The 11,999-nt window shown below is 72.0% G+C and carries 11 protein-coding genes; 5 read left to right on the plus strand and 6 right to left on the minus strand.

Features of this window, described 5'->3' with window-relative positions; all coding sequences use genetic code 11:
* Nucleotides 1-41: 41 nt before the first annotated feature.
* The 6 genes from A6A29_RS40610 to A6A29_RS40635 form a co-directional block, all read right to left on the minus strand.
* Nucleotides 42-1,082 carry an NAD(P)-dependent alcohol dehydrogenase gene (locus A6A29_RS40610; protein WP_073728761.1) on the minus strand — a complete coding sequence of 347 codons (1,041 nt, stop codon included), beginning with the start codon at nucleotides 1,080-1,082 and terminating at the stop codon, nucleotides 42-44.
* Between the two features lie 67 nt (nucleotides 1,083-1,149).
* Complete coding sequence (locus A6A29_RS40615; protein ID WP_073728763.1) at nucleotides 1,150-1,926, minus strand: SDR family NAD(P)-dependent oxidoreductase; 777 nt, start codon at nucleotides 1,924-1,926, stop codon at nucleotides 1,150-1,152.
* Nucleotides 1,923-2,594 (minus strand): TetR family transcriptional regulator, encoded by a 672-nt coding sequence (locus A6A29_RS40620; RefSeq protein ID WP_073728765.1) that lies wholly within the window; start codon nucleotides 2,592-2,594, stop codon nucleotides 1,923-1,925. The genes A6A29_RS40615 and A6A29_RS40620 overlap by 4 nt, the downstream gene beginning before the upstream one ends.
* A gap of 102 nt (nucleotides 2,595-2,696) precedes the next feature.
* Entirely contained in the window at nucleotides 2,697-3,911 is a 1,215-nt protein-coding gene (locus A6A29_RS40625; RefSeq protein ID WP_073728767.1) for a PP2C family protein-serine/threonine phosphatase, read from the minus strand.
* 99 nt (nucleotides 3,912-4,010) lie between these two features.
* Entirely contained in the window at nucleotides 4,011-4,955 is a 945-nt protein-coding gene (locus A6A29_RS40630; protein WP_079183245.1) for a GNAT family N-acetyltransferase, read from the minus strand.
* On the minus strand, nucleotides 4,952-5,872 hold the full coding sequence (locus A6A29_RS40635) for an NADP-dependent oxidoreductase (RefSeq protein ID WP_073728769.1): 921 nt from the start codon (nucleotides 5,870-5,872) through the stop codon (nucleotides 4,952-4,954). The genes A6A29_RS40630 and A6A29_RS40635 overlap by 4 nt, the downstream gene beginning before the upstream one ends.
* A gap of 404 nt (nucleotides 5,873-6,276) precedes the next feature.
* Here A6A29_RS40635 and A6A29_RS40640 point away from each other — a divergent pair, with 404 nt between their 5' ends.
* The 5 genes from A6A29_RS40640 (at nucleotide 6,277) to A6A29_RS40660 (ending at nucleotide 11,962) form a co-directional block, all read left to right on the plus strand.
* Entirely contained in the window at nucleotides 6,277-6,651 is a 375-nt protein-coding gene (locus tag A6A29_RS40640) for a VOC family protein (protein WP_073728771.1), read from the plus strand.
* A 451-nt stretch (nucleotides 6,652-7,102) separates the two neighbouring features.
* A complete protein-coding gene (locus A6A29_RS40645; RefSeq protein WP_073728773.1) occupies nucleotides 7,103-7,996 on the plus strand; it encodes a SigB/SigF/SigG family RNA polymerase sigma factor in 894 nt (297 codons plus the stop codon).
* Nucleotides 7,997-8,154: 158 nt separating this feature from the next.
* On the plus strand, nucleotides 8,155-9,516 hold the full coding sequence (locus A6A29_RS40650; protein ID WP_073728775.1) for a bifunctional o-acetylhomoserine/o-acetylserine sulfhydrylase: 1,362 nt from the start codon (nucleotides 8,155-8,157) through the stop codon (nucleotides 9,514-9,516).
* Complete coding sequence (metX, locus tag A6A29_RS40655; RefSeq protein WP_073728777.1) at nucleotides 9,513-10,700, plus strand: homoserine O-acetyltransferase MetX; 1,188 nt, start codon at nucleotides 9,513-9,515, stop codon at nucleotides 10,698-10,700. Before A6A29_RS40650 ends, metX begins: the two co-directional genes overlap by 4 nt.
* Nucleotides 10,697-11,962, plus strand: a complete 1,266-nt coding sequence (locus A6A29_RS40660) for a sulfite oxidase (RefSeq protein ID WP_073728779.1) — start codon at nucleotides 10,697-10,699, stop codon at nucleotides 11,960-11,962. The genes metX and A6A29_RS40660 overlap by 4 nt, the downstream gene beginning before the upstream one ends.
* Nucleotides 11,963-11,999 lie beyond the last annotated feature (37 nt).

The following is an 11,999-nucleotide window of genomic DNA, read 5'->3' on the forward strand; positions in this document are numbered from 1 at the left end:
CGACGGGGCCGGCTGCCGGCCGGTGGGGAGGAGGTCGGATCTCAGCCGTTGGGGAGGATGACGGCCCGGCCGTTGATCTTGCCGGAGTGCAGTCGCTCGTACGCGAGCGGCGCCTCGTCGATGGAGTACGTCTCCACATGGACGTCGACCGAACCGGCGTGGGCGAGGTCGAGCACCTCGACCAGCTCCTTGCGCGAACCCCAGTAGGGGGCGGTGACGGTCGTGCCGTAGGGCAGCGTGCCGAAGCCGACGGGCAGTGCGCCGCCGCCGATGCCGACGATCGTGACATCGCCGTCGACACGGGCGACCGCTCCGGCCGTCTTCACCGTGGGCGGGGCGCCGACGAAGTCGAGGACGACGTGGGCGCCGAGACCGGCGGTCAGTTCGAGCACCTTGGCGGCCGCGTGCTCGTCGGACAGCACGGCTTCGTGGGCGCCGACCGTGCGGGCGAGGGCGAGCTTGTCCTCGGTGACGTCGAGCGCGATGACGCGCACGGCGGTCATGGCGCGCAGCAGCTGGATCGCGACGTGGCCGAGACCGCCGGTGCCGATGACCACGGCGGTGGCGCCGGGCACCAGCTTGGACAGGGAGCGCTTGATCGCGTGGTACGGGGTCAGCCCCGCGTCCGTGAGCGGCACTGTCTTCACGGGGTCGAGGTCGCCGATCGGCACCAGGTGGCGCGGGTCGTCGACGATCATGTACTCGGCCATGGCACCGGGGGCGCCGAGTCCGGGCGGTGCGATACCGAGCTCCTTGGCGCGCAGGCAGTAGTTCTCCTTGCCCTCGGCGCAGTTCACGCAGGTACCGCAGCCCCAGGGACCGTAGACGGCGACGGAGTCGCCGGTCGCGAAGCCGGTGACGCCGTCACCGAGTGCGGCGATCGTGCCGACGCCCTCGTGGCCGAGGGTGAGCGGCAGCGGGAAGGGGATCTGGTCCGCGGGCCAGCTCATCACGGCGATGTCGGAGTGGCAGACACCTGCGGCGGTGACCTTCAGCAGGACTTGCCCCGGGCCGGGCTCGGGGTCCGGAACGGTCACGACCTCGGGAGCGGATCCGACGGCGCGGTACTGAACGGCTTTCATGGTGTCTCCTCAGTCTTTCCTTGTTCTCTTTCTCGCCCCCGTGCCCCCGGTCCACCACTCGGGGCGGTCATGAGGCGGAGTAGCCGCCGTCCACCAGGTGGTAGCTGCCGTGGATGAAGGAGGCCCTGTCGGAGAGGAGGAAGGCGGTGAGCTCGGCCACTTCCTCCGCCGTGCCGAGGCGTCCGGCCGGGTGCAGGGAGATCAGGTGGTCGCGGGCCGGGCCCTCGGTGTTGCGCAGCAGGGGCGTGTCGATGAAGCCGGGGCCGACGGCGTTGATCCGGACGTTCTGCGCGGCGTATTCGAGGGCGGCGGTCTTGGTGAGGCCGACGACGCCGTGCTTGGCCGCGACGTACGCGGGCGAACCGGCGAAGCCGTTGGTGCCGAGGATCGAGGACATGTTGACCACCGCACCGCCGCCCGCGGCGACGATGGCGGGGAGTTCGTAGCGCATCGAGTAGAAGACGCCGCTGAGGTTGGTCGCCACGACGCGGTTCCAGTCCTCGATGGCGTACGCACCGGTGGGGTTGCTCGGACCGCCGATGCCCGCGTTGTTGACGGCCAGGTGGAGTGCGCCGAAGGTGTCGACGGTGAAGCGGACGGCGGCCTCGACGGAGGCCGGGTCGGTCACGTCCATGGCGACCGCGGCGGCCTTCGCGCCGGTGCTCTCCAGCTCGGCGGCGGCCTTGCGCGCGGCTTCCTCGTCGTAGTCGGCGACGACGACGGCCGCACCGCTCGCGGCGAGCCGCCCGGCCAGGGCGAGGCCGATGCCGGACGCGCCACCGGTGATGAGGGCGGTCCGGCCGGCGAACTCCGTGTCGGACGTGGCGGGGGTGTCGGTGCTCATGATGTTGCCTTTCCTTCTGTGGTGCTGTGCGGTGCCGTGGCGGCCTGCCGCTGGGTGAGCAGATCCGAGGCGAGGGCGTCGAACGCCTGGACGACCAGCTCGGGCAACGCGTCCTGGCGGCTCCCTCGCACCCAGGCGGCCTGGGCGGCGAGCAGCGCGCCCGCTCCCGCGGCCACCGTGACAGCGGGGCGGATGTCCAGCCGGGGATCGACGCCGAGCCGGTCCGCGACGATGGCGACCGAGTCCTCCTGCGCGTCCACCCGGATGTGATGGAAGGCCGCGTAGAGGGTCGGTTCCCGCTCGGCGACGACCAGCAGGTCGAAGAACCGGGGGCGGCGGTGCCAGGGCTCCGCCGAGGGGTCGCCGAGCCAGTCGAGCACGGCGCGCCGGTAGGCGGTGAGCGGCGGCTCGGCGGCGGGGCGGGCCTTCAGGGCCTCGTTGATCCGGTCGCCGTCGCCCCGTACGGAGTCGAGGACGGCGGCTTCCTTGCTCGGGAAGTACCGGCTGAAGGTGCGTCGGTCGACATCCGCGGTCTCCGCGATCTCCTCGACCGTCACACTCCGCAGTCCTCGGTCGAGTACGAGCTCGAACGCGGCCTGCGCCAGCGTCTCCCGGGTCCGGCGGGCCTTGCGGCTGCGCCTCTCCGGGATGTTCCGTTCCGGATTCATACATGCACCGTACACCCGAAAATGTCCCACCGCGACACTCGTCCCATCAGGACATCACGGGACGGGGTGTGGGGTGTGTCGGGTGTGTCGCCGCGCCTCCGGCTACCGGTCGCCGAGGGGCTCCACGGCCCGCAGGGCGTTCCCGGGCACGGCCTCGGCCCGCCGCCCGCCGCCGGACGGGGCCCGGCGCAGGGCGAGGGCGGCGACATCGTCGCGCCTGACGCCACCGGAGAAGTCCTCCAGGTCGGCGTGGAGCGAGTCCAGGACCTCGCGCGGGCCCCGCCGCGCCCAGCGGCCGAGCCGGTCGTCCAGGGGGTAGAAGTCGCCGGAGGCGTCACGGGCCTCGGTGACGCCGTCGGTGAAGACCAGCAGCGTCGCGCCCGGGGGGAAGTCGAACCATTCCGCCGTACGCGCCTCACGGCTCAGCTCGGCCATGCCGAGGGGTACGTGAGCCCGCTGGAGGGCGATCGCCGACGCCTCGCCGTTGTGCAGCAGTCGCGGCGGCAGATGGCCGCAGTTGACCGCCTCCACCCGGTCTCCGCCGTCGAACCCGAGGATCAGCGCCGTCACGAACCGCTCGGTCTCACCGGTCTGGGAGGAGAACGCGTTGTGCCGCACGACAGCGTCCTCCAGGGCGTCCACCACGCCGGTGAGTGTGGGTTCGCGGATGGCGGCCTCACGGAACGCGCCGAGCGCGGCGAAGCCCGCGCCGATGGCAGGGAGCCCCTTGCCCTGGACATCACCGATGATCACCCGGGTGCCGTACGGCGACTCGACGACCTCGTAGATGTCACCGCCGACGAACCGGTCCTCCTCGATCGGCTCGTAGAGCCCGTACGCGAAGACCTGGTCGGTCAGGACCGGCAGCGGGCGCAGGATCTGGCGCTGGAGCGCGACGGCGGCGGAGCGCAGCCTGGCGATCTGCCGGGCGTGCCGGATGCGGGCCGCACAGGAACCGACACCCAGGGCGCAGGCCAGCACGGTGAAGCCGATGCCCAGTACCAGGTCCCAGAAGGACCCGTCCGAGGCGATACGGGAACCGACGACCACGATCATGATCCAGCCGGCCACCCCCACCGTCTGGCGGACCGTGCAGAAGACGGAGGCCAGGGCGGGGACGACGACCAGCAGCGGGGCCACCTCGAAGTCGTCACCGGTGAAGACGTGCAGGAGCACGACCGCGAGGGTCAGCAGCGCCAGCCCCCCGGCCAGCGGCCAGTTCCCGATCCGGGGTGCGCCCGCCGCCGCCTCGCTCGCGTCCGCGCCCGGCAGCTCCGCCCCGCGCACGGCTGCCGCTCGCTGAAGGCCCATGGCCACGGTGTGCCTCCTGTTCGGTCCTCGGTCCCGGGTGTCGGCCGTCGGTAGGACGGGTCCCTCACCCAGTGGACCGGGGGCCGTGGCGTCGGCACACGAGTCTTACGACCCCGAGCGCGGGCCGAAGGTCCCGGTCGGGACTTTCGGCCCGGGACCTTCGGCACGGGCGGGGGCGCCGAAGGCCCCGGCTGCCGGGCCGGTGGCAACCCCCGGGCCGGGGACGGGAGCGGGCCGGGCAACCGTGACCTGCTGGGGAACGAGGGCCGACAGGAACTCCGTCCTGCGGCGCAGCCGGAAGCCGAGGGCTTCGTACAGCCGGACGGCGTTGGTGTTGGACGCGGAGGCGTGCAGGAACGGGATCTCGCCGCGTTCCCTGATCCCGTGGGCGACCGCCCGGACGAGCCGGCCCGCGAGCCCCTGCCCCCGGACGGACTCGTCGGTGCAGACCCCGCTGATCTCGGTCCAGCCGGGCGGGTGCAGCCGCTCCCCCGCCATCGCGACAAGGACGCCGGAGCGGCGGATGCCCAGGTAGGTGCCGAGTTCTATGGTGCGGGGCAGAAAGGGGCCGGGGCGGGTGCGGGCCACCAGATCCAGCATCTCGGGGACATCGGCGGGTCCCAGGAGCACAGCCTCGGGGTCCGGCGCCGCGGCCACCGACTCGTCGACGAGCTGGACACCCTCGGCGTGGAAGAGGATCTCCCAGTCCCCGGGCGGCGGCTCACGGAACGCGGTCAGGGTGACCGGGGCCCCGGGACCGGCGAGAGCGGCGACATCGGACCAGTCCTGGGCGTCCGGGTCGTCCGGCAGGGCGAGCCACGGAGTGACATCGACGGGATAGCGCAGGATGCGGCCGCGGCGCTCCGCGAAGTGGGCGTGCGGGCCGGTCAGCGAGGAGCGGGCGGGGTTGTCCAGCGGATGGGCCGGGTGGCCGGCGGAGGAATGTACGGGCACGAGCGTCTTTCCTGTCTCGGATGCGGGGGTGGATACGGACGCGGACGCGGATACGGCGGCGGGGGCTGGAGCGGGGGTGGCGGCGGGAGCGCTCATCGGGCCACCTCGATCACGATCTTTCCGCGTGCGTGGCCGCTTTCCACCGTACGCAGTGCCCGGTCGGCCTCGGCCAGCGGGAACGTCCGCGTCACATGGGTGCGCAGGGCTCCGCCGACGACGAGGCGCGCCAGTTCGTCGAGCACGGCCGCGGAACGGGTCCGGCGCACGGCCGCACCGCCCAGCTCGGCGACCTCCCCCGGCGACCCGGCGCTGATCAGCCGCTTCCGGTCCCCCACCACGGCGGCGGCGGCCGTCAGTGCCTCGCCGCCGGCCAGATCGAAGGCCGCGTCGACGCCCTCGGGGGCAGCGGCCCGTATCCGGTCCTCGACTCCGGGCCCGTACGTCACCTGAATGGCGCCCAGCGATTCGACGAGGTCCTGCTTGGCGGCGCTCGCCGTACCGAGGACCCGGATCCCGAAGTGGCGGGCGAGCTGCACCACGGCCACACCGACACCGCCACCGGCTCCGGTGACCAGCAGGGTGGAGCCGGGAGCCGCGTCGAGCTGGCGCAGTCCGTCGTACGCGGTGGCCGCCGCGACCGGCAGCACCGCCGCGTCCGTGAACGACAGCCCGTCCGGCTTGTGGGCGGTGGCGTCGGCCGCCAGCAGGGCGTACTCGGCGTAACCGCCGGTCAGCGGGGAGCCGAAGACCGGCTGACCGGGCGCGAAGCCCTCGACGCCCGGCCCGACCGCCTCCACCGTCCCCGACACCTCGCTGCCGAAGACACCCGGCAGGGGCGCCGGATCACTTCCCGGTCTGCGGAGACCGGACCGCCGCTTCCAGTCGACCGGGTTGACCCCGGCCGCCCGGACGGCGACGAGCAGTTCGCCGGGCCCGGCGACGGGCACCGGCTGCTCGATGAAGGCTTCCGCCTCGGGTCCGCCGTAGCGGTGGAATATGTACGCCTTGGGCATGAGGTCCCTCGTTCCGGTCCGTCTCGGGTCCGCCGGACGGCCGCGGGCGCCCGACAGCAGCGGAAAGGCGAGGGGACCGGATCGTATTCCCCGGGCGGCGGACTGTTCACGGACCCGCAATCAAGAGGTCACGGCGCTGGCGCCGGACCGGGGACCGGGCCGCCCACCGCGTCGTAGCCGCGGCGGGCGGGCTCGATGCCAGGGCCCACTTCCGGGGCGGGTGTGACCGCCTTCTCGGGTACAGCGCTTACGGCTCGGGTCACCTTGAGGTGCCTCTCTTTCCGAAAAGTGCCTTCTTCCGGCACCCTCGGCCGGTCTTCTACGGTTTCCGCGTAACCCACAGCGAGCAGGCCCCGCTCCGGGCCCCGCTCGCTGTGCCGGAAAGCCGCGGAGAGGCATCCCCCATGACCATCCTCAAGACTTACGCACGCCTGTGGGCCGACGACATGGACGCGAGCCTGCCACTGCTGCGGCAGCTCGTCGGCGGCGAACCGGATCTGCGTTTCGCCTTCGACTCGATCGAGCTCGCGGCCATCGGCGACTTCCTCGTCATCGCCGGTCCGGCGGAACAACGCGCGCGGTACACCCATGCCTCGGCGACGGTGGTCGTCTCCGACCTCGATGAACTGTCCGCCCGGCTCGCCGCGAGCGGCGGGCGGATCACCGCGCCTGAGGCCACCGGCCCGACCGGCCGCTACCTCTACGCACGGCATGCAGGCGGGGCGGAGGTCGAGTACGTGGAGTGGGTCCCGGAGCTCGTCAGCAGGATCACCCCCTGACGGATCCGGTCGGCGAATCCGGTCGACAAGGCCCGTTGACACGCGTACACGTGGTCGGGCAACCGTCGAATTCGACTCAACCACCGTTCAATACGCGCCGGTCGGGCCCCAATCGCCGCCCGGCTGTGGCAGTCTGGTGGAGACCGCCCCACCGGGCTCCCCCGTACCGGTGGGGCGGTTCTTCGTGTCCTGCGCGTCTCCGGTGTCCCGCCACCGTCGGCGCCCGGCGGTTCTCCCACGTACCGCACGCCCCCTCATGACACCCCTTCATGAGAGCCCTTCATGACACCCCTTCATGACGGCCGCTCATCACGGCCGCTCAGCGCCGAACACGTCGATTCCCGGCCAATTCCCCACGTGTGACCCGTTCGATCCGTCCGGGACGCATGGGAGTCATGGGTGAGGGCAGGCGCTTAAACCTCATGGCCTACGACCAGGGGAGCGTGACGAGATGACGGCGCACACCGCGCAGACCGCCACCACTGCGGAACGGACCGGCGCAGTGGAACAAGCAGACTTCGCCGAGCAGCTGCCATGGATCGAGGATGCCGGGAAGATCGCACCGAAGGACGCACGCAAGCTGTCGAAGCTCTTCTTCGACCGGCTCCAGGAACTGGAAGAGGGCACCCGGGAGCACCAGTACGCACGGAACACGCTCATCGAGATGAACCTGTCCCTGGTCCGGTTCGCCGCGGGCCGGTTCCGCAACCGGGGCAGCGGCGACATGGAGGACATCATCCAGGTCGGCACGATCGGTCTGATCAAGGCGATCGACCGGTTCGACCTCTCCCGCGAGGTCGAGTTCACCTCGTTCGCCGTCCCGTACATCGTCGGCGAGATCAAACGATTCTTCCGGGACACCAGCTGGGCCGTGCACGTGCCGCGCCGGCTGCAGGAGTTGCGCGTCGACCTCGCCAAGTCGAAGGAGTCCCTAGCGGGCGATCTCGACCGGGACCCCACCGTTCACGAACTGGCCGAGCATCTGGGCATCGAGGAGGCGGAGGTCACCGAGGGCATCGTCGCGTCCAACGGGTACACGGCGGGTTCGCTGGACATGCCGACCGACACCTCGCAGTCGGGACGCCACAACGCGGGCGGGCGCACCTTCGCCGATGTCCTGGGCGAACCGGACCCGGCCATGGAGAGCGTGGAGAATCTGCACGCGCTCGCTCCGCTGCTCGGGGAGCTGGACGCCCGCGAGCGCCGCATCATCGACATGCGCTTCGGCCAGGAGCTGACGCAGGCGCAGATCGGCGTGGAACTCGGGATCTCCCAGATGCATGTGTCGCGGCTGCTGAGCCGCATGCTGCGCCGGCTGCGCAGCGGCATGCTCACCCAGGAGTAGCCGCCGGATCCCTTGTGTTGCTTCCGTATTGCAGCTTCGTGGCCAAGCAGGCGACACGCTTCTCGGACCCGCACCCTGCCCTCTACGGTGCGTAGTCAGCCCGTCGACAGCGCGTGCTTCTTGCCGATCAGCCACTGAACCAGCGTGCGAGGAAACACATGAGCCAGCCCCTCGACTCCGTCACCGCAGGGCACACGCCCGAGGACCACGACCGGCAGGAGGCCGGACCCGCCTGGTCGTTCGAGACCAAGCAGATCCACTCCGGCGCGTCCCCCGACCCGACGACGGGTGCCCGTGCGGTGCCGATCTACCAGACGTCGTCGTTCGTCTTCCGCGACACCCAGCACGCCGCCGACCTGTTCTCGCTCGCCGAACCGGGCAACATCTACACCCGCATCCACAATCCCACCCAGGACGTTCTGGAGCAGCGGATCGCGGCGCTGGAGGGCGGCGTCGCGGCCGTCGCGCTCGCCTCGGGGCAGGCGGCGGAGACCCTGGCGATCCTGACACTGGCCGGTGCCGGGGACCACATCGTCTCCTCCACCTCGCTCTACGGCGGCACGTACAACCTGTTCCGGCACACGCTCCCCCGGTTCGGCATCGAGGTGTCGTTCGTCGACGACCCCGACGACATCGCGCAGTGGCAGGCCGCGATCCGGCCCAACACCAAGGCGCTGTTCGCGGAGACGCTCGGCAATCCGCGCGGTGACGTCCTGGACATCCGGGCCGTCGCGGACGCGGCGCACGGGGCCGGACTGCCCCTCATCGTCGACAACACCGTGCCCACGCCCTACCTCCTGCGGCCGATCGAGCACGGCGCGGACATCGTCGTCCACTCCGCGACGAAGTTCCTCGGCGGGCACGGCACCACGCTCGGCGGGGTGGTCGTGGACGGTGGCACCTTCGACTTCGGTACGCACTCCGAGCGCTTCCCCGACTTCCACACCCCCGACCCGAGCTACCACGGGCTGCGCTACTGGCCGGATCTCGGACCGTCCGCCTTCGCCGTGAAGCTCCGCGTCCAGCTGCTGCGCGACCTGGGGCCCGCGCTCTCTCCGCACTCGGCGTTCCTGCTGCTCCAGGGGGTGGAGACGCTGAGCCTCCGGCTGGAGCGGCACACCTCCAACGCGCTGGCGCTCGCCCGGTGGCTGGAGCAGCGCGACGAGGTGGCGGCGGTGCACTACGCCGGTCTGGAGTCGAACCGCTGGTACGAGGCGGGGCAGCACTATCTGCCGCGCGGTGCCGGTGCGGTGCTGTCGTTCGAGCTGCGGGACGGGGCCGAGGCGGGCAAGCGGTTCGTGGACGCGGTCGAGCTGTTCAGCCACCTCGCCAACATCGGTGACGTACGGAGCCTGATCATCCACCCCGCGTCGACCACGCACAGCCAGCTGACCGAGGAGCAGCTCGCCGCCACCGGTGCGACCGCCGGCCTCGTACGGCTGTCGGTGGGGCTGGAGAACGTGGACGACCTCACGGCGGATCTGGAGGCGGGATTCCGGGCCGCGAAGGCGGCGTCCTGAACCGGACGGCCACGTCCCGCACACATCCCCTCCCGCCGGCCGCCGGAGGCCGACGGGAGGGGGACCCGCCGGGCGGACGCTCCTGGGTGGTCCTGGACCGGCCGCTGACGCTGGAGTCCGGCCCCGCCCTGCCGAACGTGCGCCTGGCGTACGAGACATGGGGGCGGCGGGCCCCGGACGGGGCCAACGCCGTGCTGGTCCTGCACGCGCTGACCGGTGACAGCCATGTGGCCGGGCCCGCGGGACCGGGGCACCCGACCGCGGGGTGGTGGGACGCGCTGGTCGGTCCGGGGAAGGCGCTCGACACCGACCACTGGTTCGTCGTCGCGCCGAATGTGCTGGGCGGCTGCCAGGGCAGCACCGGCCCCTCGTCCCGGCGGCCGGAAGGCACCCGCTGGGGCGGCGGATTCCCGTATCTGACGGTCCGTGACCAGGTGGCGGCGGAGGTGGCGCTGGCCGACGCGCTCGGCATCGAACGCTGGGCGGCGGTCGTCGGGGGTTCGATGGGCGGTATGCGGGCTCTCGAATGGGCGGTGGGCCATCCGGAGCGCACGGGTTCCCTCCTCGTGCTGGCGGCCCCTGCCGCCGCCTCCGCGGAGCAGATCGCCTGGGGGTCGGTGCAGATCTCCGCGATCCGCACGGACCCGGGGTGGCGGGGCGGGCACTACCACGACGCGGCACCCGGCGAGGGACCCCACCGGGGTCTCGGCCAGGCCCGGCGGATCGCCCATGTCACCTACCGCAGCGAGCCGGAGCTGGGCTCCCGGTTCGGCAGGGAGCCCCAGCCGGGTGAACAGCCGGAGCGGGGCGGCCGCTACCGGGTGGAGTCCTATCTCGACCACCACGCGGACAAGCTGGTGCACCGCTTCGACGCGGGCAGCTATGTGGTGCTCACGGAGGCGATGAACGGTCACGACGTCGGCCGGGGCCGGGGCGGTGTCGCCGGGGCGCTGCGCCGGGCGGGAATGCCCGCCCTGGTCGCGGGTGTCGATTCGGACCGGCTGTATCCGCTGACGCAGCAGGCGGAGCTGGCGGCGCTGCTGCCGGGCGCGGACCGGCTCAGGACCCTCGAATCACCGTACGGGCACGACGGATTCCTGATCGAGACCGGCCAAGTGGGCATGCTGCTACGGGAATTGCTTCCCGTCCCCCGTCCCTCTCACCTTCCCCAGGAGCGCCCATGAGTTCCGTGCCGCTGTCCGAGTCCGAGGACCACTACGAGCGAATACGGCTTCGCCAGTGGTCGCGCGACCGTGCGCGCTCGGCCGGATTCGACCGCCGGGACCTGCTGAAACTGGTCGCGGCGGCTTCGGCTGCCGGGCCGCTGGTCCCCGCCGCCGCCTCGCCCGCGCGGGCGGCCGCACCCGCGCCGGACGTGGTGAAGCCGCTGCCGCCCGAGCTGTTCACGGTGCGCGGCACCAACGCCGAGACGAATTTCGCGGCGCTGCGCTCCACGGGCCTGCTCACCCCCGCCGACCGCTTCTTCGTCCGCAACCACACCGCCACCCCGCGGATCGACGCGGCCGACTGGCGGCTGACCGTGTGGGGCAGCGGACTGACGGGAGGGCCGGTCGAATTCTCGTACGCCGATCTGCGCGCCCTGCCCGCGGTCACCCGCACAGCCTTCGTCGAGTGCGCGGGCAACGCCCGCAGCTTCTACGCCTCTCAGCAGAATCAGCAGGTCAGCGGCACCGCGTGGACCATGGGCGCGATCGGCACAGCGCGCTGGCGCGGGGTGCGGCTGGCGGACGTGCTCCACCGTGCGGGGATCGGCCGGAACGCGGTCGACGTGCTGCCGCGCGGCCTGGACGCGGAGGTCATCAGCGAGGGCGTCGACCTGGGCCGGGTGCGCAGACCGCTGCCGGTCGCGAAGGCTCTGGACGACGTACTGCTCGCCTACGAGATGAACGGTGAGCCGCTGCCGCCCGACCACGGCCATCCGGTCCGTCTGATCGTCCCTTCGTGGGTGGGGGTCGCGAACATCAAGTGGGTCGGTGACATCGAGGTGAGCGCGGAGCCGCTGTTCACGCCGTGGAACACGGGTCTGTACCGTCTGTTCGGCCCCGATCATCCGCCGGAGGGCAGCGCGCCGCTGACCCGCCAGACCTTGAAGAGCGCGTTCGAGCTGAACCTCGGCGCCTCGTTCCCGGCGCACCGCCGGGTGCTGCTGACGGGCCGTTCCTGGTCGGGTGGGGCGCCGGTGCGCTCCGTCGAGATCAGCACCGACGGCGGTACCCGCTGGCGCCGCGCCCGGCTGCGCGACGAGCCCCGGTCCGGCAGCTGGGTCCGGTGGTCGGCCGACTGGGTGCCCAGGGACCGGGGGCCCGGGGTGCTGCTGGCCCGCGCGACGGACCGTTCGGGGCGTACGCAGCCGGAGGTGGCGGTCCACAACACACAGGGCTATCTGTTCGACGCGGTGGTCCGGCATCCGGTGACGGTCGTCTGACCCGGTGACCGTCGTACGCCCATGTCCGCCGGTCGTC

The organism is Streptomyces sp. TSRI0281, assembly GCF_001905125.1.
In the GTDB taxonomy this organism is placed as follows: domain Bacteria; phylum Actinomycetota; class Actinomycetes; order Streptomycetales; family Streptomycetaceae; genus Streptomyces.

Excerpts from the sequence above, each read along its gene's own strand:
- A6A29_RS40610 (WP_073728761.1), bottom strand. The coding sequence starts at position 1,082 with ATGAAAGCCGTTCAGTACCGCGCCGTCGGATCCGCTCCCGAGGTCGTG.
- A6A29_RS40615 (WP_073728763.1), bottom strand. The coding sequence starts at position 1,926 with ATGAGCACCGACACCCCCGCCACGTCCGACACGGAGTTCGCCGGCCGG.
- A6A29_RS40620 (WP_073728765.1), bottom strand. The coding sequence starts at position 2,594 with ATGAATCCGGAACGGAACATCCCGGAGAGGCGCAGCCGCAAGGCCCGC.
- A6A29_RS40630 (WP_079183245.1), bottom strand. The coding sequence starts at position 4,955 with ATGAGCGCTCCCGCCGCCACCCCCGCTCCAGCCCCCGCCGCCGTATCC.
- A6A29_RS40635 (WP_073728769.1), bottom strand. The coding sequence starts at position 5,872 with ATGCCCAAGGCGTACATATTCCACCGCTACGGCGGACCCGAGGCGGAA.
- A6A29_RS40640 (WP_073728771.1), top strand. The coding sequence starts at position 6,277 with ATGACCATCCTCAAGACTTACGCACGCCTGTGGGCCGACGACATGGAC.
- A6A29_RS40645 (WP_073728773.1), top strand. The coding sequence starts at position 7,103 with ATGACGGCGCACACCGCGCAGACCGCCACCACTGCGGAACGGACCGGC.
- A6A29_RS40650 (WP_073728775.1), top strand. The coding sequence starts at position 8,155 with ATGAGCCAGCCCCTCGACTCCGTCACCGCAGGGCACACGCCCGAGGAC.
- A6A29_RS40660 (WP_073728779.1), top strand. The coding sequence starts at position 10,697 with ATGAGTTCCGTGCCGCTGTCCGAGTCCGAGGACCACTACGAGCGAATA.